Origin of the sequence: Brevibacterium sp. 1718, assembly GCF_051131255.1 — a bacterium.
Taxonomy (GTDB): domain Bacteria; phylum Actinomycetota; class Actinomycetes; order Actinomycetales; family Brevibacteriaceae; genus Brevibacterium; species Brevibacterium sediminis.
Map to the genome: position 1 here is coordinate 1,036,406 of NZ_CP186550.1, position 19,063 is coordinate 1,055,468.

The following is a 19,063-nucleotide window of genomic DNA, read 5'->3' on the forward strand; positions in this document are numbered from 1 at the left end:
GTGAAGTGCGATGTCCGCAGCGACAACGGACCAGTCAACTGCCGAAGTGACAATCAACGGGACCGTTCGTGAGTTCGACGGCCCACCCCATACGAATGCGCTGGACTTCCTGCGCGGTCAGGGTCTGACCGGAGCGAAGGAAGGCTGCGCCGAAGGCGAATGCGGGGCCTGCGCGATCATGGTCGCCCGCCCCGACGAATCCGGTGGAACCCGCTGGACCTCGGTGAACTCCTGCCTGCTGCCGGCAGCAGCCCTCGACGGGGGAGAGGTCGTGACCTCCGAAGGTCTGGCCGACGGAGACACCGTCCACCCCGTCCAGGAAGAGATGGCCGTGCGCGGCGGATCCCAATGCGGATACTGCACCCCCGGCTTCATCTCCTCGATGGCCGCCGAATACTACCGGCCCGACCGCTGCGAGGACGGCTTCGACCTCCACTCCCTGTCGGGCAATCTGTGCCGCTGCACCGGCTACCGTCCCATCCGCGACGCCGCGAATGCGCTGGGAGAGCCCGCCGCCGACGATGCTCTGGCCGCCCGCCGTGACCGCCCGGCCCCGTCGGCTCGAGCCACCGATTATCAGCGCGCCGACACCGCCACGGGAAAGATCGGGCGCTACCGTCGTCCCGCCACCCTCGCCGAGGCGACCTCCATCCTCAGCCAGGATCCCGAGGCCACCGTCGTGGCCGGGGCCACCGACTGGGGCGTCGAGGTCAACATCAAGGGAGCACGCGGTAAGAACATCCTCGCCGTCGACCGGCTCGAGGAGATGCGCGGAATCCGCCGGACCGAGTCGTTCGTCGAACTCGGCGCCTCCCGCACCCTGTCCGAACTCGAGCGTGAGCTCGCCGGAGACATTCCGCTGCTGGGCAAGCTGTTCCCACAGTTCGCCTCCCGCCTCATCCGCAACGGGGCGACCATCGGCGGCAACCTCGGCACCGGTTCGCCCATCGGCGACACACCGCCGGCTCTGTTGGCGCTGGAGGCCGAGCTCGTGCTCACCTCGGTGCGCGGATCCCGAACCGTGGCGCTGGCCGACTATTTCACCGGATACCGGCAGACGGTGCGGGAGTCCGATGAACTCATCACCGCCATCCGCATCCCGCTGCCGCTGTCCCCGCTGACGTCGTTCCAGAAGATCGCCAAGCGCCGTTTCGACGACATCTCCTCGGTGGCGATCGGCTACGCCGTCGACATCCAGGACGGATTGATCGCCAAGGCTCGGATCGGCCTCGGCGGAGTCGCCGCCACCCCGCTGCGCGCCACCGCCACCGAAGCCCTCCTCGAAGGCCGGCCATGGACATTGGAGACCGTGCACCAGGCGGCCGAGACCCTCGCCGCCGAAGGCACCCCGATGGACGACCACCGGGCGAGTGCGAAATACCGGACCGCGATGCTGCGGTCCTCCCTCGAACGCTTCTACGCCGAGCAGCTCGGCCACCCGGCCGTGACCAGCAAGGAGGTCCAGTGATGAGCCAGCTCTCCCAGCGCCCCGCCGACCCGGTCGTCGGCGAACGCCACCACCACGAAAGCGCCTTCGGTCACGTCACCGGTACCGCGCTCTACACCGATGACCTCGTCGGACGTCTCACCGGGGTCCTCCACGCCTTCCCCGTGCAGTCGACGACCGCGCACGGCCGCCTCGGCGCCATCGATATCGAACCCGCCTATGCGGTGCCCGGAGTCGTCAAGGTCATCACCGCCGCCGATATCCCCGGCGTCAACGATCAGGGCGTCAAGCACGATGAGCCGATGCTGCCGGTCGACGAGATCATGTTCTTCGGCCAGCCCCTGGCCTGGGTGCTCGCCGAGGATCTCGAAGCCGCGAAGGAAGGCGCGGCCGCCGTCACCGCCGAGGTCGAGGAACTGCCGTCACTGGTGACAGTGCGCGATGCGATCGCCGCCGACAGCTACCACGGCAAGCCCCTGTCGATCGACAAGGGCGAAGTCGACTCCGCGTTCGCCGATGCCGCTCATGTCTTCGAAGGCGAATTCGAGTTCGCCGGCCAGGAGCACTTCTACCTCGAGACTCAGGCGTGCCTGGCACACGTGGACGAGAACGAACAGGTCTTCATCCAGTCCTCGACCCAGCATCCCACCGAGACTCAGGACATCGTCTCCCACGTCCTCGGGGTTCCCGCCCACGAGGTGACCGTGCAGTGCCTGCGCATGGGCGGCGGCTTCGGCGGCAAGGAGATGCAGCCCCACGGCTACGCGGCCCTGGCCGCGCTCGGTGCGAAGCTCACGGGCAGGCCGGTGCGGCTGCGTCTCGACCGCACCCGCGATATCACCATGACCGGCAAGCGGCATGGCTTCCATTCGTCCTGGAAGATCGGATTCACCGAGGAGGGGAAGATCCTCGCCCTCGATGCGACGCTGACCGCGGACGGCGGGTGGAGCCTCGACCTCTCCGAACCGGTGCTCACCCGCGCCATGTGCCATATCGACAACGCCTACTGGGTGCCCAACATCCGGGTCACCGGCCGCATCGCCAAATGCAACAAGACCTCGCAGACGGCGTTCCGCGGATTCGGCGGCCCACAGGGCATGCTCGTCATGGAAGACATCATCGGACGCGTCGCCCCGCAGCTGGGACTCAGCGCCCGCGAGCTGCGCCGCCGGAACTTCTACGCGCAAGGTCAGGACACTCCCTACTATCAGCCGGTGCGTCATCCCGAGCGGATCGGGGCGTGCTGGGACCAGCTCATCTCCCAATCCGATCTGGAAGCCCGCGAGGCTGAGATCGAGGCGTTCAACTCGGGCAGCGAGCACATCAAACGCGGTCTGGCGATCACCCCGGTGAAGTTCGGGATCTCGTTCAACCTCACCGCCTTCAACCAGGGCGGGGCGCTCGTGCTCGTGTACAAGGACGGATCCGTCCTCGTCACCCACGGCGGCACCGAAATGGGGCAGGGGCTGCATCAGAAGATGCTGCAGGTCGCGGCCACCACCCTCGGTGTGCCACTGTCGACGGTGCGTCTGGCACCGACGCGCACGGACAAGGTGCCGAACACCTCGGCGACGGCGGCGAGCTCCGGATCCGACCTCAACGGCGGAGCGGTGAAGAACGCCTGCGACCAGATCCTCGATCGGCTGCGGCAGGTGGCCGCGGGCATCCTCGGGGCACCCGCTCATGAGGTGGAGATCTCGCGGGGAATCGTCTCCGCGCTGTCCTCTCCGAAGACGGTGACCTGGGAAGAGCTCATCAACACCGCGTACTTCCAGCGCATCCAGCTCTCGGCCTCAGGTTTCTACCGCACCGAGGGACTGCACTGGAACCTCTCGCAGATGCGCGGCGAACCGTTCAAGTACTTCGCCTACGGGGCCGCAGTGTCCGAAGTCGAAGTCAACCGCTTCGACGGTTCCTACACCCTGCGCCGCGTCGACATCGTCCACGACGTGGGTGACTCCCTGTCACCGCTGCTCGACCTCGGACAGATCGAGGGCGGCTTCATCCAGGGCGCCGGTTGGCTGACGCTCGAGGACCTGCGCTGGGACGAATCGGACAAGCCGAGCCGCGGTCGACTGGCCACTCAGGCGGCGAGCACGTACAAGATTCCGAGCTTCTCCGAAGTCCCTGAGATCTTCAATGTCACCTTCCTCGACAAAGCGCATGAAGAGGGAGCCGTGTACGGGTCGAAGGCCGTGGGCGAACCCCCGCTCATGCTCGCCTTCTCCGTCCGCGAAGCCCTGCGCGAGGCCGTCGGTGCCTTCGCGCGACCCGGCCACAGCGTCGACCTCGCGTCCCCGGCCACACCCGAAGCGGTGTTCTGGGCGATCGAAGAAGCCCGCGGGCAGGACTCGGGGGCGGCAGCCTCGGCGAGGGAAGGACAACGAGTTCCGTCATGACCTGGATGGACACCGCAGCCGAGCTTCGCGCAGCTCGGGTGCCGGCTGTCCTCGTCACTCTCGCCGCGGTGCGCGGGCATGCCCCACGCGAGGCGGGAGCGAAGATGATCGCCACCGCTGATGACCTGTTCGGGACCATCGGCGGGGGCAATCTCGAGATGACGGCCCTCACCCGTGCCCGGGAGCTGCTCTCCGAGGGGCAGACGGCTCCGGAGATGCTCACCTTGCGGCTCAACGACAAGGCTCCGGCCAAATACGGTCGCCAATGCTGCGGCGGAGAGGTCACCATGCTCTTCGAGCCCCTGCCCGTGCCCGCCTCGGTGGCGATCTTCGGGATCGGCAACATCGGACTCGAGCTCACCCGGATCCTCGCCCGCCATGATCTCGACCTGACCGTGTCCGATTCACGGCCGGAACAGCTCGAGGCTCTCGATGAGTTGGAGGAGCCGGTGGCGCGGATCCGCCGCGAATTCGCTGTCGTCGGGGAAGAGGTGATCACTGAGCTGCCGGCCGGAGCGCACGTGGTCATCATGACCCATGACCATGCCGAGGACCTGCACTTGTGCTCCGCGGCGCTGACCCGCGGCGACCTCGGATCGGTCGGGCTCATCGGCTCGAACGCGAAATGGCAGCGCTTCCGCAAGAACCTCGCCTCCGAAGGCTTCGCGCCCGAGGTCATCGACACCATCCGGTGCCCCATTGGACTGCCCGACCTGCCCGGCAAAGCACCCGCGACGATCGCCGTGAGCGTCGCCGCGGATCTGCTCGGCCGCATGGCCTGACTCTTCACCACCACTGACTTTCACCACCACTGACTCAAGGAGAACCACTGTGGTCATCTACCGTGCCCGCGTCTTCGATACGCCGGACAACCCATTCACCGGCGGCCGGCTGCGTTCGGCGGCCGATGTCGCCCTCGTCGTCGACGACGGACTCATCACCTCCCGCACCGACTTCGACTCCGCCCGGGCAGCACACCCCGAGGCGCAAGTCGTCGACCTCCGCGACGGTGTGCTCATCCCCGGACTCATCGACACCCACGTCCATCTGCCGCAGGTCAGGGCCATCGGCCATCTCGGGCGGCCGCTGCTCGACTGGCTCGATCAGTGCGCCCTGCCCGAAGAGGCGAAGCTCGGCGAGCCCGCCTACGCGAAGGCGGTGGCCGGCGAATTCCTCACGGGACTGATCTCGGCGGGGACCACCTCGGCGATGGTCTTCGGTTCGCACTTCGCGGGCGCCATGGACACCTTCTTCGCCGCCGCTTCAGCATCGGGGCTGCGGATCACCTCCGGGCTGGTGACGAGCGACCGGAACCTGCCCGATGCGCTGCTCACCGAAGTGGAGCGTTCGACCGAGGAGAGCCAAGCGCTCATCGACCGGTGGCACGGCAAGGGACGACTGCGCTACGCGGTGACCCCGCGATTCTCGTTCTCCGCGGGACCGGAGCTTCTGGCCGCCGGCGGCCGCCTCGTGGAGGAGAACCCGGGCATCTGGGTGACCTCCCACCTGAACGAGAACGTCGATGAGATCTCCGGGGTCGCGCAGATCCACCCGGATGCCCGTGATTATCTCGATACGTACGACCGGGCTGGACTCGTCGGTCGGCGCACCGTGCTCGCGCACAACGTCCACCCGCAGGATCGGGAACTGGCGCGGATGGCCGAAGCCGGGTCGGTGGTCGCACACTGCCCGACCTCGAACTCGGCTCTGGCCAGCGGCTTCTTCCCGCTGCGCCGGCACATCGAGGCCGGCGTCCGGGTGGCCCTGGGTTCGGACGTCGGAGCGGGCACCGGGTTCAACCTGCTCAAGGAGGGCGTGCAGTCGTACTTCATGCAGCAGCTCGACCCGTCCAGGGGAGTGGCGTTGACCTCTGCGCATCTGCTGCACCTGGCGACCTCTGCCGGGGCCGAAGCGCTCGAACTCGATGAGGTCGGGGTGCTGAGTCCGGGCAAGCGCTTCGACGCCGTGCTCATCCGCCCGGCCGAGGGCCAGCCCTTGAACGTCGGCATCCGCCACGCCGCCGACGACGGCGACGCCTTGGCGAAGATCTTCGCCATGGGCACCCCGGGCGACATCGCGGACGTCTGGGTCGACGGCGTCTCCCTCCACCCCTAATTGCTACCTGACGGCGGCCCAGCAACCTCGCGCGAGGTTGCTGGGCCGCCGTCAGGTAGTTCTGGGGGACAGGTCTTGACGGGAGCTCCAAGGGCGACTTATGCTGATTTCACGGAATGGAAACACACTTCCACAATACGGAAAACAGCGGCAACTCAAAGGAGAGCTCCATGTCCCAGAACTTCACCTCACCTGGCAGCTACGTCCTCAACTGCTCGACCCTGCTCACCGAACTGCCCGTTCTCGAGCGCGCGCAGGCCGCGAAGGACGCCGGTTTCGACGACGTCGAATTCTGGTGGCCCTTCGACGGGAACCCGAGCCCCACCTCGGCGGAGGTCGATGAGTTCATCGCCTCCCTCGAATCCGCAGGCGTCGCCTTCAAAGGCCTGAACTTCTGGGCCGGAAACATGGCAGCAGGCGATCGCGGAATGGTCTCGATCATCGGCGCCGAAGAGGACTTCGCGAAGAACGTCGACATCGTCGTCGACATCGGCCGCCGCACCGGCTGCCGCGCCTTCAACGCGCTCTACGGTCTGCGCACCGACGGACAGGACCCGGCCGCTCAGGACGCCACCGCCGCCGCCAACCTGGCGCTGGCCGCCGGCAAGGTCGCCGAAATCGGCGGATCCGTCCTCGTCGAACCCGTCTCCGGAGCCGAGGCCTACCCGCTCAAGCGCTACGCCGACGCCGCCGAGGTGGTCGCCCAGGTCCGCGCCGACGGACCCGAGAACATCGCCGTGCTCGCCGACTTCTACCACATGCACGTCAACGGCGACGACGTCGCGGTCGTCATCGAAGCCGAAGCCGCGAACTTCGGCCACATCCAGATCGCCGACGCCGACGGCCGCGGGGCACCGGGAACCGGGTCGCTGCCGCTGCGCCAGTGGATCGACCGCGCCTACGAGCTCGGCTACACCGGAGCCGTGGCGCTCGAATACAAACAGGACCGCGCGACCGCCTTCGACTGGCTCGACCGCGCCGCCCAGACCGCCTGAACATCACCACCGACGACTCGAAGGAAACCCCCACCATGTCCAAGACCATCGCTTTCATCGGACTCGGCATCATGGGCCTGCCCATGGCCAAGAACCTCGTCAACGCCGGATTCGACGTCCGCGGCTTCAACCGCACCCCGGCCAAGGCCGACGCCCTCGCCGAGGCGGGAGGCAGTGCCGCCGCCACCATCGCTGAGGCGGTGGACGGGGCCGACGTCATCATCACCATGGTTCCCGACTCACCCGACGTCGAAGCCGTGCTCACCGGCGACGACGGAATCCTCGCCCACGCGTCCGCCGGGGCCACCTGGATCGACTTCTCCACCATCCGCCCCGACGTCGCGAAGGACCTGGCCGAACAGGCCAAGACCGCCGGCCTCAAACCGCTCGATGCCCCCGTCTCCGGAGGGGAGCCCGGAGCCATCGACGGTGTCCTCTCCGTCATGATCGGCGGCGACCAGGCCGACTTCGACGCCGTATCCGATGTCTTCGACGCCGTCGGCAAGACCATCGTCCTCGTCGGCCCCTCGGGAGCCGGCCAGACCGTCAAGGCCGCGAACCAGCTCATGGTCGCCGGCAATATCGGACTCCTCGCCGAGGCCGTCGTCTTCCTCGAAGCCTATGGAGTCGAAACAGGTGCGGCCCTGCAGGTCCTCGGCGGCGGTCTGGCCGGATCCAAGGTGCTCGACCAGAAGGGGCAGAAGATGCTCGACCGCTCCTTCGACCCCGGATTCCGGCTCGAACTCCACCACAAGGACATGGGCATCGTCACCGCCGCCGCCCGCGAGGCCGGAGTCGCGATCCCGCTCGGCGCCACGGTCGCCCAGCTCGTCGCCGCAACAGTGCAGCAGGGCAACGGAGGACTCGATCACTCGGGCCTCTTCACCGTCATCGAAGCCCTCTCAGGCAAGAACGAGAACTGAACGACCGCCTCGGCGAGGCCACACCAGCCGGGCGGGGTCGTCGGCCCAACGACACCAACGGTCCCGCCCAACCATGAACCGAGCCGGCGACAGCGTCGTCGCCGGCTCACGAACAAAGGACGAACAATGACACGCATGCGCGCAGTCGACGCCGTTGTGCTCATCCTCGAGAAGGAAGGTGCCACCGAGACCTTCGGGCTGCCGGGGGCGGCGATCAACCCGCTCTACTCGGCGATGAAGGCCCACGGCGGAATCCGCCACACCCTCGCCCGGCACGTCGAGGGAGCCTCCCACATGGCCGACGGATACACCCGTTCGGCACCGGGCAACATCGGAGTCTGCCTGGGCACCTCGGGCCCGGCAGGCACCGACATGATCACCGGCCTCTACGCCGCGGCCGCAGACTCCCAGCCGATCCTGTGCATCACCGGCCAGGCACCCGTCGCCGTGCTCGACAAGGAGGACTTCCAGGCCGTCGACATCGCCTCGATCGCGAAGCCCGTGACGAAGATGGCCAAGACGGTGCTCGAAGCCGGGCAGGTGCCCGGTGTCTTCCAGACCGCGTTCCAGCTCATGCGCTCTGCCCGTCCCGGACCCGTGCTCATCGACCTGCCCATCGACGTGCAGCAGACCGAGATCGAATTCGACATCGACACCTACGAACCGCTGGCCCCGGCGAAGCCCGCGGCCACCGCGACGCAGGCGGAGAAGATCCTCGACCTCATCGCCGAGGCGGAGCACCCGATCATCATCGCCGGCGGTGGAATCATCAACGCCGACGCCGCCGCCAGGCTCGTCGAATTCGCCGAACTCACCTCCATCCCGGTCTCGCCGACCCTCATGGGCTGGGGTGCGATCCCCGATGACCACCCGTTGGCCGCGGGCATGGTCGGAATCCAGACGCATGTGCGCTACGGCAATGCGTCCTTCCTCGAATCCGATCTCGTCATCGGCATCGGCAACCGCTGGGCCAATCGCCACACCGGGAATCTGGACGTGTACCGCAAGGGTCGGAAGTTCGTCCACATCGACATCGAACCCACCCAGATCGGACGCGTCTTCGCCCCCGACTACGGGGTCGCTTCCGACGCCGGAGCCGCCCTCGACGCACTGCTGGCTGCCGCACGCTCTCGGTCGGGCGGGCTGCCGGACTTCACCGGTTGGGCCGGCGAATGCACGGCACGGAAGTCGACCGAGCACCGGAAGACGAACTTCACCGAGGTGCCGATCAAACCCCAGCGTGTCTACCAGGAGATGAACCAGGCCTTCGGCCGCGACGTCACCTACGTCTCGACGATCGGGCTCAGCCAGATCGCCGGCGCCCAGATGCTGCACGTCTACCGACCTCGGCACTGGATCAACGCGGGACAGGCCGGACCCCTGGGCTGGACCGGACCGGCCGCGCTCGGTGTGGCCAAGGGCAAGCCCGGCGAGACCGTCGTGGCGCTGTCGGGCGACTACGACTTCCAGTTCATGATCGAAGAGCTCGCCGTCGGTGCGCAGCACCAGATCCCCTATGTCCACGTCGTCGTCAACAACTCCTACCTCGGTCTCATCCGCCAGTCCCAGCGCGGATTCGAGATGGACTATGAGGTGTCGCTGGCATTCGAGAACATCAACACCGCCGGTTCCGCATCGTCCGGTTACGGAGTCGACCATGTGGCCGTCGCCCAGGGGCTCGGGTGCAAGGCGCTGCGGGTCGAGGACCCCGAACTCATCGGCGAAGGCCTGCGCGTGGCCAAGGAGCTCATGGACGAACACCAGGTGCCCGTGGTCGTCGAGGTCATCCTCGAGCGCGTCACGAACATCTCGATGGGAACCGCCCTCGATCAGATCAACGAGTTCGAGACGCTCGCCCAGACCCCGGCCGACGCTCCGACGGCGCTGAGCCCGATGGGCGAACTGGCTGCAGCGAAATAGGCAGGGTCCAACCCGCCGGGGGGCTGGGCCGAACCGCCCGAGCCGAGTAGGCTAGAACGGTATACCGAAACTGAATCCACCGGCCCCCAGGGGCGGGCGACCGAGGAGGAACATGAGCAACGACGCCGACTTCGACCTGATCATCCATGCCGAGAAGGCTCTGCTGCCGGAGGGCATCGAACTGGTGACGATCGGGGTCAGGGACGGGAGGATCGCCGAGATCGCCCGCGGTGGACAGGATCTGGGCACAGCCGCCTCGGCGGAGGTGAAAGTCATCGAGATCGCGGATGATCAGGTGCTGCTGCCCGGTCTCGTCGACTCCCACGTCCACGTCAACGATCCCGGTCGCGCCGAATGGGAGGGCTTCGCCAGCGCCACCCGCGCGGCCGCGGCCGGGGGAGTGACGACGATCGTCGACATGCCGCTGAACTCGCTGCCACCGACGGTCGACGTCGCAGCTCTGGAGACGAAACGGGCGGTCGCCGAGCCCAAGGCCTTCGTCGACGTCGGCTTCTGGGGCGGGGCGATCCCCGGCAACACCGCGGATCTGCGCCCCCTGCATGAGGCCGGCGTCTACGGGTTCAAATGCTTCCTCGAGGACTCCGGCGTCGAGGAGTTCCCGCCGCTGGAACCGGCGGAGATGACGGCGGACATGGCCGAGATCGCCTCCTTCGACGGAATGCTCATCGTCCATGCCGAGGATCACGAGGTGATGACCTCGGCACCGAAGAACTCGGGTCCGAGGTTCGCTGACTTCCTCGCCACGCGCCCCCGCGAGGCCGAGAACGTCGCGATCGCCCGCGTCATCGACGCTGCTCGGGAGACCGGTGCCCGGGCGCACATCCTGCACCTGTCCTCGGCGGATGCGCTCGATCAGATCGCTGCGGCCAAGGCTGAAGGGGTCAAGCTCACCGTCGAGACCTGCCCGCACTACCTCGTCTTCACTGCCGAGGAGATCCCGGACGGGGCGACCACGCACAAGTGCTGCCCGCCGATCCGCGAGGAATCGAACCGGGAGGCGCTGTGGCAGGGCCTCATCGACGGCACGATCGACTGCATCGTCTCCGACCATTCGCCCTCGACGGCCGAGCTCAAGCTGCTCGACACGGGCGACTTCGGTGCGGCGTGGGGTGGGATCTCGTCGCTGCAGCTGGGACTCTCGCTCGTGTGGACCGAAGCAGCGAAGCGCGGAATCGAGCTCGCCGAGGTGGTCCGCTGGATGTCCGCGGCACCGGCGGCCGTGGCTCGGGTCGAAGGCAAGGGTTCGATCGCCGAAGGCAATGACGCGGACTTCGCCGTCTTCGCCCCCGACGACGAGTGGACCGTGCGGGCGACGGAGCTCTGGCATCGCAACCAGATCAGCGCGTACGACACCCGCACCGTCCGCGGTCGGGTCACGCAGACGGTGCTGCGCGGGGCCCCGGTCGACTTCGAGACCCCGGGAGGCCGCCTCCTCAAAGCCCGCTGATTTACTACCTGACGGCGGCCGTGCCACCTCGCGCGAGGTGGCACGGCCGCCGTCAGGTAGTTGTGGGGAGAAGTTATCCACAGATTGCTCTCGGTTATTGTCTTTTGAAGGTCAAGAGTGCAGTTTGGTGTCATGTACTTAAGTATGACGACGCAGAAGCTCTATCGGCTCGGGTTCACCAAAGACGAGATTCGGCGCGGGGAGAAGTGCTGCCTCGAACGCGTAGCGCGAGGACGGTATGTGGCCACCGGCTCCTGCACGGACGCGCGACATGAGCCGATCTGGTCGGCACTGAGTGAAGAGGACTTCGAGGAGTTCGGCCACCACGGCGACATGCGTGATGAGATCGAGCGTCTTCGCGTACTCATCCGGACTCGTGCTGAGAAGATCCACACCGCTTCTGGACGGTGGCGAGTGTCGAAGGGGCGTGAGGTCTTCTCGCATCTGTCGGCGGCGCTCATCCACGGCCTCCCGATCGCCTATCCGGCCGAGTCCAGGGTGGAGGTGCTGCGTCCCAACATCAGCCGCAAGTACAAGCACCTCTATGTCCGGGACAGAGAGGTTCCGTCACCACATCGCCAGATGGTCGGCATCTATGCGGTGACGACGATGGAACGGACGCTCATCGACGTCGCCCGCGACTACGGACCCGATATGTCGGTGCCGATGCTTGACGAGGTGATCCGCCGACGCCGCACCGCGCGATTCCGCATCGAGGCTGTGCTGGCCGAATGCCCCGAACTACGCGGGGACGCGGCGGTGCTGCGCGCCCTCGACCTCACTGATGGCAGGCGCGAAGCCCCGTCGGAGTCGATCGCAGCAGTGCGCTTCTTCGAACACGGAATCATCGGCTTCGAACCGCAAGTCGAATTCTTCGACCACTCCGGAGGCGTTGTCGCCCGAGTCGACTTCTGCAATCACGATGCCCGTCTGATCATCGAGATCGACGGCGTGGAGAAGTACACGATGAATGGACGTTCGCCGGAAGAGAGCATCGCCGCGGAGAAGGCGCGTCAGGCCGCACTCGAAGCCAGGGGGTACACGATCATCCGGCTCACATACGGCGATCTCTTCCGCGCGGCTCCGTTCGAGCGGATCCTCGGAGAGCTCGCCACCCGTCTGCGCACGAACTGAGTGCCCGGAAACGCTCCCAGACGCAGGTGGCGGCGGCGGTGCCACCTCGCGCGAGGTGGCACCGCCGCCGCCAGGTAGCAATTAGGGGAGGAGCTGGGTGCGGAGGCGGGCCACGTGGCCGCGGGCGTCGACGTTGTACTCGGCGTGGGTGAGCGTGCCGTCGGCGCCGATGACGAAGGTCGAGCGCTGGGTGCCCTGGAACGTGTGCTCGCCGACCGTCTTCTGTCCATAGCTGCCGTAGGCCTTCGCCACTGCAGCGCCAGGGTCGGAGAGCAGCGAGAAGGTCAGCCCCTCCTCGGCGGCGAACTCCTTGAGCGATTCGGTGTCATCGGGGGAGACCCCGAGGACCTCGAAGCCGGCGGCCGCCAGCGCCGAGAGGTTGTCCCGGAAGTCGCGGGCCTCCGTCGTGCACCCCGGCGATGCGGCCTTCGGGTAGAAGTAGAGGATGACGCTGCGGCCGGCATAGTCGGCCTTCGACACCGTCCGCCCCTCGGCGTCGGTGAGCGTGAAGTCGGGAGCGATGTCTCCGACGGTGAGCTGAGTCTGAGTGGTCGTGGTCATGGTGCGTCCTTTCGTCGTTGAAATGGTGCGTCCGGCGGTGCGCTGAGTGCGCACGCCTGTGCGGCCGTGTCCTCGATGAGCGCTTCGGCGCGCTCGGACAGGGTGGTGAGGTCCGCCGGTCCCGGTGCGATCGACAGCGCCGCCGTGATCCCGGCTTCCCGGCATTCCGCGGCGGTCAGGCCGACCCGACCGGCGATGACGATCACCCTCGCCGAGGCGGGGGCATGGTCCCGCACGGCCGCGACGACCTTCCCACCCAGGGATTGGGAATCGAAGGATCCCTCTCCGGTGAGTACGAAATCGGCGTCGGCCAGGGCCTCGGACAGTCCCACGGCCTCGGCGACCATCGTCGATCCGGGAACCACCTCGGCGCCGAGCATCGTCGTCAGCGCCAGCGGAATCCCGCCGGCAGCCCCGAATCCCGGAGTCGCCGCCAGGTCTTTCGCCTCGGCAGAGGTGCCGGTGAGCACCTCGGCCAAGTGGCCGAGCGCGGAATCGAGCACGGCCACCGAGTCCGCGTCCGCCCCTTTCTGCGGACCGAAGACCGCAGCGGCCCCGCGGGGCCCGGTGAGCGGATTGTCGACGTCGACGGCGATGCGCCACCGCACGGCCGTCGCCCTCTGGTCCAGCCCCGAGGTGTCGACCGCAGCGATCGCGGCCAGGCCGCCTCCGCCCGGGGCGACCGGCTGACCTGCGACATCGGTGAAGCGGGCGCCGAGGGCGGCCAGTATTCCGGTCCCGCCGTCCGTGCTCGCCGAGCCGCCGATGCACAGCAGGATCTCCTCGACGCCGAGGTCGAGCGCCGCGGTCGCGATGAGCCCGACACCATAGGTGTCGGCGCGTTCGGGCCGCAGCTCCACGTCCGAGACCTGCGGCAGGCCATTGGCTTGGGCCGCCTCGATGACCGCGGTCTTTCCGTCGGGGGAGAGGCCGAAGTCCGCCGAGGCGGTCCTGCCCAGGGCATCGACCGTGTCGACGGTGCGCGGCCGGGTTCCCCAGACGGCGAGCAGGGCGTCGAGCGTGCCCTCCCCGCCGTCGGCGAAGGGCAGTTCGGTGACTCGTGCGCTGGGGAAGACTGCTCGAGCTCCGCGGGCCATGGCGGCTGCGGCGGCCGGAGCGGAGGCCGAACCCTTGAATGAGTCAGGGGCGCAGACGATTGACGGGGTCTGATCTGTCGTTGTCAGGCTCATGCACTCATTCAACCTCATCGTCGATGGCCGGGTGTGCGGCGGTTGCCACACGAACAGTATCCACTATACGGAAGAAAGTTTCCACAAAAATGTGTGAGCAATTTGACATTGCCGATGACGCCCAGCAGACTCGGAGCAGTTGTTCGGAAATGGTATTCCGAACGGTGAAAGTCATTCAGCGCCTGCCAAGGAGGTCACCGTGGACCTGGCCGAGTTCAACCGACTCCCAGCCGATGATGCCCGCGGAATTCTGCGTCCCTGCCTCGACGTCGACCGGTGGATCGACGCGATCGTCGACGCCCGCCCCCTGGCCGACCTCGACTCCGCCGAGGCGGCGTCCCGCGCCGCCGCACCGCTGACCACCGCCGAGATCGACGCGGCGATGTCCCATCATCCGCGCATCGGTGAGAAGGCGAAGGGCGACAGCGCCGAGGCGGCCCATTCGAGCCGTGAGCAGGCCGGACTCGGCACCTTGGAAGCAGACGTGCAGTCCCAGCTGGCCGCGGGCAACGCCGCCTACGAAGACCGCTTCGACCGCGTCTTCCTCATCCGCGCCGCCGGTCGCACCCCTGAGGAGATCCTCTCCGAACTGCAGCGCCGCATGGACAACACCGACGAGGATGAGACCGCCGAGGTCGGGCAGCAGCTCATCCAGATCGCCGAACTGAGACTCGAAGGGATCCTCTCATGAGCTTCATCACCGCCCACGCGCTCGACTCCATGGTCGGCACCCCCGCCGCCGACCTCGAGGTCACTCTCTACTCCGGGGCCGAGACCATCGTCTCGGCCCGCACCGACGACAACGGGCGAGTCTCCGACTTCGGCCCCGACCACCTCGAGCCGGGGGACTACCGAATCGTCTTCGGCACCGGCGACTACTTCGCTGCCCGCGAGATCGATCACTTCCACCCCGTGGTCACCATCGACTTCACCGTCCAGGCCGGGCAGGAGCACTATCACATTCCGCTGCTGCTCAGCCCCTTCGCCTACAGCACCTACCGCGGCAGCTGAGCCGCGCCCACAATCGCTCACAGGGGAAGCAGGCCCCCTGCAGGATCTCCATCCTCAACAAACCGCCGAAGCCGTCCGGGAACTGCCGGCAGGCCTCGCCAAACGAATGGTCACGGCGTGTGCAGGGGTGCACGCCGACGAACTGGAGGAAGAAAATGAGCAAGGTCCGACTGACATCGAACCAGTACGGCAAGGCGGAGAACCGACTCATGCGGGTCTACCGCGACACCGACCGCCACGAGATCCGCGATCTCAATGTCACCTCACAGCTGTGGGGCGACTTCGAGACCGCTCACACCGAAGGCAACAACGAGCACGTCGTCGCCACCGACACCCAGAAGAACACGGTCTTCGCGAAGGCCAAGGAGCTGGGCGTGAGCTCGCCCGAACAGTTCCTCATGGGCCTGGCCGACCATTTCACCTCAAGCTTCGACTGGGTCACCGGCGGACGCTGGGAAGCCGAAGAATACGGCTGGGACCGGATCAACGACCACAAGCACTCGTTCTTCAAGTCCGCTCCCGAGGTCCGCACCGTCGTCTTCACCCGAGACGGCGACAAGGACACGCTGATCTCCGGCTTCAACGGACTCACCGTGCTCAAGACCACGGAGTCGGGCTTCGTCGGCTACCCGAAGGACAAGTACACGACCTTGCCGGAGACCCAGGACCGGATCCTCGCGACCGATATCGCCACCCGGTGGATCTACAACACCACCGACCTCGACTTCGAAGCCGTGTACACCAAGGTCAAGGAGATCATCCTCGACTCCTTCACCGATCACTTCTCCCACGCCCTGCAGCACACGCTGTACCAGATGGGCGAGAAGGTCATAGAGGCTGTGCCGGAGATCGACGAGATCCGCTTCTCCTGCCCGAACAAGCACCACTTCCTCTATGACATCGAACGTTTCGGGCTCGAGAACCCGAACGAGGTCTTCATCGTTGCCGACCGCCCCTACGGCCTCATCGAAGCCACCTTCACCCGTGAAGGCGTCGACGAGAACAAGGACGCATGGGCACAGGTCGCCGGCTTCTGCTGAGATCTGAACATTACCTGCTGAGACAGGACTTTCCATCTCCGGGCTCCCGGGGTACTGTTCCGGGAGCCCGGACCCCGTGAGAAGGAAACCCCGATATGACACAGGACACAACCTCGGCGAGTCCGAGGGGACACGTCGACGAAGAGGTCGATGAATGGATCGAGTCCTGGGAAGGGCTCGTCGGCGCGCGCGGAACCCAGCGCGCGGGCGAGATCATGGAGGCGCTGCGTGCACGCGCGGCCACGAACTCCGTCGCCCAGCCCAAGGTCACCACCACTGACTACGTCAACACCATCCCCGTTGACCAGGAACCGTTCTATCCCGGCGAGGAGAAGGTCGAGCGCCGCTTCCGCAGATGGCTGCGGTGGAACGCCGCCATGCTCGTCCATCGGGCGCAGCGGCCCGAGATCTCCGTGGGCGGGCACATCTCCACCTACGCCGGCGCCGCCACGCTCTACGAAATCGGATTCAACAACTTCTTCCGCGGTCAGGACCACCCCGGCGGCGGCGATCAGGTCTTCTTCCAGGGCCATGCCTCACCGGGAATGTACGCCAGGGCGTTCCTCGAGGGCCGCCTGACCGAGGCCGACCTCGACGGGTTCCGGCAGGAGGTCTCACGTGCCCCGCACGGACTGAGCTCGTATCCGCACCCGCGGCTGATGCCGGAGTTCTGGCAGTTCCCGACCGTGTCGATGGGTCTGGGCCCGATCAACGCGATCTACCAGGCGCAGATGAACCGCTACCTCCACAACCGCGGCATCTCCGACACCTCGGATCAGCGGGTGTGGGCGTTCCTCGGCGACGGCGAGATGGACGAACCCGAATCGCGCGGCGCCCTGCAGCTGGCCGCGAACGAAGGGCTGGACAACCTCACCTTCGTCATCAACTGCAACCTCCAGCGCCTCGACGGCCCCGTGCGCGGAAACGGCAAGATCGTCCAGGAGCTCGAAGCGACCTTCACCGGCGCCGGCTGGGATGTCATCAAGGTGCTGTGGGGCCGCGAATGGGACGACCTGCTGGCCAAGGACCGCACCGGCGACCTCGTGAAGATCATGAACGAGACCCTCGACGGTGACTACCAGACCTTCAAGGCCGAATCCGGCGGATTCATCCGCGACAACTTCTTCGGCCGGACACCTGCGACGAAGGGGCTCGTCGACCACCTGTCCGACGACGACATCTGGAACCTCAAACGCGGCGGCCACGACTATCACAAGGTCTTCGCCGCCTACCAGAAGGCCGTGAACACCAAGGGCAAGCCGACCGTCATCCTCGTGCAGACCGTCAAGGGCTACGGCTTGGGCACGACGTTCGAGTCCCGCAATGCCACGCACCAGATGAAGAAGTTCACCGCCGACGACGTCAAGGCCTTCCGCGATCGGATGGACATCCCGATCAGCGACAAGGTCATCGACGAGGACCCGTACGCGGTGCCCTACTACCACCCGGGCAAGGATTCCGAAGAGATCCAGTACATGCTCGACCGTCGGCGTCAGCTCGGCGGATTCCTGCCGGCACGCAAACCCGAGCACAACAAGATCACCCTGCCCGCGCCCAGCGACAAGGCGTTCGCACAGACGAAGAAGGGCTCGGGGCAGCAGATGGCCGCCTCGACTATGGCCTTCGTCCGGCTGCTCAAGGACCTCATGCGAGAGAAGGGGCTGGGCGAGCGGATCGTGCCCATCATCCCCGATGAGGCCCGCACCTTCGGCATCGACGCGTTCTTCCCGACCGCGAAGATCTACAACCCGAACGGGCAGAACTACCTCGCCGTCGACCGCGAGATGTTCCTCTCGTACAAGGAGGCCACGAGCGGCCAGCTCCTCCACGTGGGCATCAACGAGGCCGGTGCCGCGGCCGGATTCACCGCCGCGGGAACCGCGTACTCCACCCACGGCGAACCGATGATCCCGATCTACGTGTTCTACTCGATGTTCGGGTTCCAGCGCACCGGTGACGCCTTCTGGGCTGCCGGCGACCAGATGACCCGCGGGTTCATCATCGGCGCCACCGCCGGACGGACGACCCTGACCGGTGAGGGCCTGCAGCACGCCGACGGACATTCCCCGGTGCTCGCGGCCACGAACCCGGCCGTGCGCGTCTTTGATCCGGCCTTCGGCTACGAGATCGGGCATATCGTCCGCGACGGTCTGCATCGCATGTACGGAGAGCACGACCTCGGCGAGGACGAGCGCAATGTCATGTACTACCTCACCGTGTACAACGAGCCGATGCTCCAGCCGGCCGAACCGGAGGACGTCGACGTCGAGGGCATCCTCAAGGGCATCCACCGCGTCGCCGAGGCGGCCCCCGGCGACCGTCCGCAAGCGCAGCTGCTCGCCTCCGGTGTGGCCGTGCCCTGGGCTCTCGAGGCCCGGGACCTGCTCGCCGCCGACTGGGGCGTCGATGCCGCCGTGTGGTCAGTGACCTCATGGGCGCAGCTGCGCCGCGACGGCCTCGAATGCGAAGCTGCGGAACTCAGCGCCGCCGACGGCACCGAGGCGGCCGACCGCGTGCCGTACGTGCGTCAGAAGCTGGAGGGGCAGCCTGGCCCGATCGTGGCCACGAGCGACTTCGACTCCACCCAGCCGGATCTCATCCGGCCGTACCTGGACCACGATTTCGCGACGCTCGGCGCCGACGGGTTCGGTTTCTCCGACACCCGCGCCGCCGCGCGCAGGCACTTCAAGATCGACGCGCACTCGATGGTCGTGCGCACCCTGCAGCTGCTTGCCAAGCGCGGTGAGATCGACGGATCCATTCCCGCCGAGGCGGCTCGACGTTATCGTCTGAACGACGTCAACGCCGGCACCTCGGGAACGGCCGGCGGAGACTCCTGACCCGGTCCGGGAGCTGAAGC

Annotated in this window: 15 protein-coding genes; 13 read left to right on the forward strand and 2 right to left on the reverse strand. The window is 66.9% G+C overall.

The features are described from left to right. The first annotated feature begins 10 nt into the window (after window positions 1-10). The 9 genes from ACOZ9V_RS04440 to ACOZ9V_RS04480 all read left to right on the forward strand — a co-directional run bounded on the left by ACOZ9V_RS04440 (window position 11) and on the right by ACOZ9V_RS04480 (window position 12,401). Complete coding sequence (locus ACOZ9V_RS04440; RefSeq protein WP_434594002.1) at window positions 11-1,468, forward strand: xanthine dehydrogenase small subunit; 1,458 nt, start codon at window positions 11-13, stop codon at window positions 1,466-1,468. Further along, complete coding sequence (gene xdhB, locus ACOZ9V_RS04445; protein WP_434594005.1) at window positions 1,468-3,846, forward strand: xanthine dehydrogenase molybdopterin binding subunit; 2,379 nt, start codon at window positions 1,468-1,470, stop codon at window positions 3,844-3,846. The genes ACOZ9V_RS04440 and xdhB overlap by 1 nt, the downstream gene beginning before the upstream one ends. Then, a complete protein-coding gene (xdhC, locus tag ACOZ9V_RS04450; protein WP_346659562.1) occupies window positions 3,843-4,628 on the forward strand; it encodes a xanthine dehydrogenase accessory protein XdhC in 786 nt (261 codons plus the stop codon). The genes xdhB and xdhC overlap by 4 nt, the downstream gene beginning before the upstream one ends. Before the next feature lie 49 nt (window positions 4,629-4,677). Next, window positions 4,678-5,961 (forward strand): guanine deaminase, encoded by a 1,284-nt coding sequence (gene guaD / locus ACOZ9V_RS04455; RefSeq protein WP_434594009.1) that lies wholly within the window; start codon window positions 4,678-4,680, stop codon window positions 5,959-5,961. 170 nt (window positions 5,962-6,131) lie between these two features. Beyond that, on the forward strand, window positions 6,132-6,956 hold the full coding sequence (locus ACOZ9V_RS04460) for a hydroxypyruvate isomerase family protein (protein WP_181270995.1): 825 nt from the start codon (window positions 6,132-6,134) through the stop codon (window positions 6,954-6,956). 35 nt (window positions 6,957-6,991) lie between these two features. Next, a complete protein-coding gene (locus ACOZ9V_RS04465) occupies window positions 6,992-7,879 on the forward strand; it encodes a 2-hydroxy-3-oxopropionate reductase (protein WP_181270994.1) in 888 nt (295 codons plus the stop codon). Between the two features lie 126 nt (window positions 7,880-8,005). Further along, window positions 8,006-9,799, forward strand: coding sequence for a glyoxylate carboligase (gene gcl / locus ACOZ9V_RS04470; RefSeq protein WP_172174164.1), 1,794 nt, complete (start codon window positions 8,006-8,008; stop codon window positions 9,797-9,799). A 112-nt stretch (window positions 9,800-9,911) separates the two neighbouring features. After that, window positions 9,912-11,267, forward strand: a complete 1,356-nt coding sequence (gene allB / locus ACOZ9V_RS04475; RefSeq protein ID WP_181270992.1) for an allantoinase AllB — start codon at window positions 9,912-9,914, stop codon at window positions 11,265-11,267. Window positions 11,268-11,411: 144 nt separating this feature from the next. Beyond that, window positions 11,412-12,401 (forward strand): DUF559 domain-containing protein, encoded by a 990-nt coding sequence (locus ACOZ9V_RS04480; protein ID WP_181270991.1) that lies wholly within the window; start codon window positions 11,412-11,414, stop codon window positions 12,399-12,401. An 81-nt stretch (window positions 12,402-12,482) separates the two neighbouring features. On the opposite strand, the gene ACOZ9V_RS04485 is transcribed toward ACOZ9V_RS04480, so the two are convergent. Both ACOZ9V_RS04485 and ACOZ9V_RS04490 read right to left on the reverse strand, forming a co-directional pair. Then, a complete protein-coding gene (locus ACOZ9V_RS04485) occupies window positions 12,483-12,962 on the reverse strand; it encodes a peroxiredoxin (RefSeq protein ID WP_434594015.1) in 480 nt (159 codons plus the stop codon). After that, on the reverse strand, window positions 12,959-14,152 hold the full coding sequence (locus ACOZ9V_RS04490) for a glycerate kinase (protein WP_434594018.1): 1,194 nt from the start codon (window positions 14,150-14,152) through the stop codon (window positions 12,959-12,961). The genes ACOZ9V_RS04485 and ACOZ9V_RS04490 overlap by 4 nt, the downstream gene beginning before the upstream one ends. A gap of 199 nt (window positions 14,153-14,351) precedes the next feature. Here ACOZ9V_RS04490 and uraD point away from each other — a divergent pair, with 199 nt between their 5' ends. The 4 genes from uraD to aceE all read left to right on the forward strand — a co-directional run bounded on the left by uraD (window position 14,352) and on the right by aceE (window position 19,043). Beyond that, entirely contained in the window at window positions 14,352-14,843 is a 492-nt protein-coding gene (uraD, locus tag ACOZ9V_RS04495) for a 2-oxo-4-hydroxy-4-carboxy-5-ureidoimidazoline decarboxylase (RefSeq protein ID WP_139469311.1), read from the forward strand. Next, a complete protein-coding gene (gene uraH, locus ACOZ9V_RS04500; protein WP_172174149.1) occupies window positions 14,840-15,163 on the forward strand; it encodes a hydroxyisourate hydrolase in 324 nt (107 codons plus the stop codon). The genes uraD and uraH overlap by 4 nt, the downstream gene beginning before the upstream one ends. 155 nt (window positions 15,164-15,318) lie before the next feature. After that, window positions 15,319-16,203, forward strand: coding sequence for a factor-independent urate hydroxylase (pucL, locus tag ACOZ9V_RS04505; protein ID WP_434594023.1), 885 nt, complete (start codon window positions 15,319-15,321; stop codon window positions 16,201-16,203). 95 nt (window positions 16,204-16,298) lie between these two features. Then, window positions 16,299-19,043: a pyruvate dehydrogenase (acetyl-transferring), homodimeric type gene (gene aceE / locus ACOZ9V_RS04510; protein WP_172174127.1), complete on the forward strand. Its 2,745-nt coding sequence runs from the start codon at window positions 16,299-16,301 to the stop codon at window positions 19,041-19,043. The last annotated feature ends 20 nt before the right edge of the window (window positions 19,044-19,063 follow it).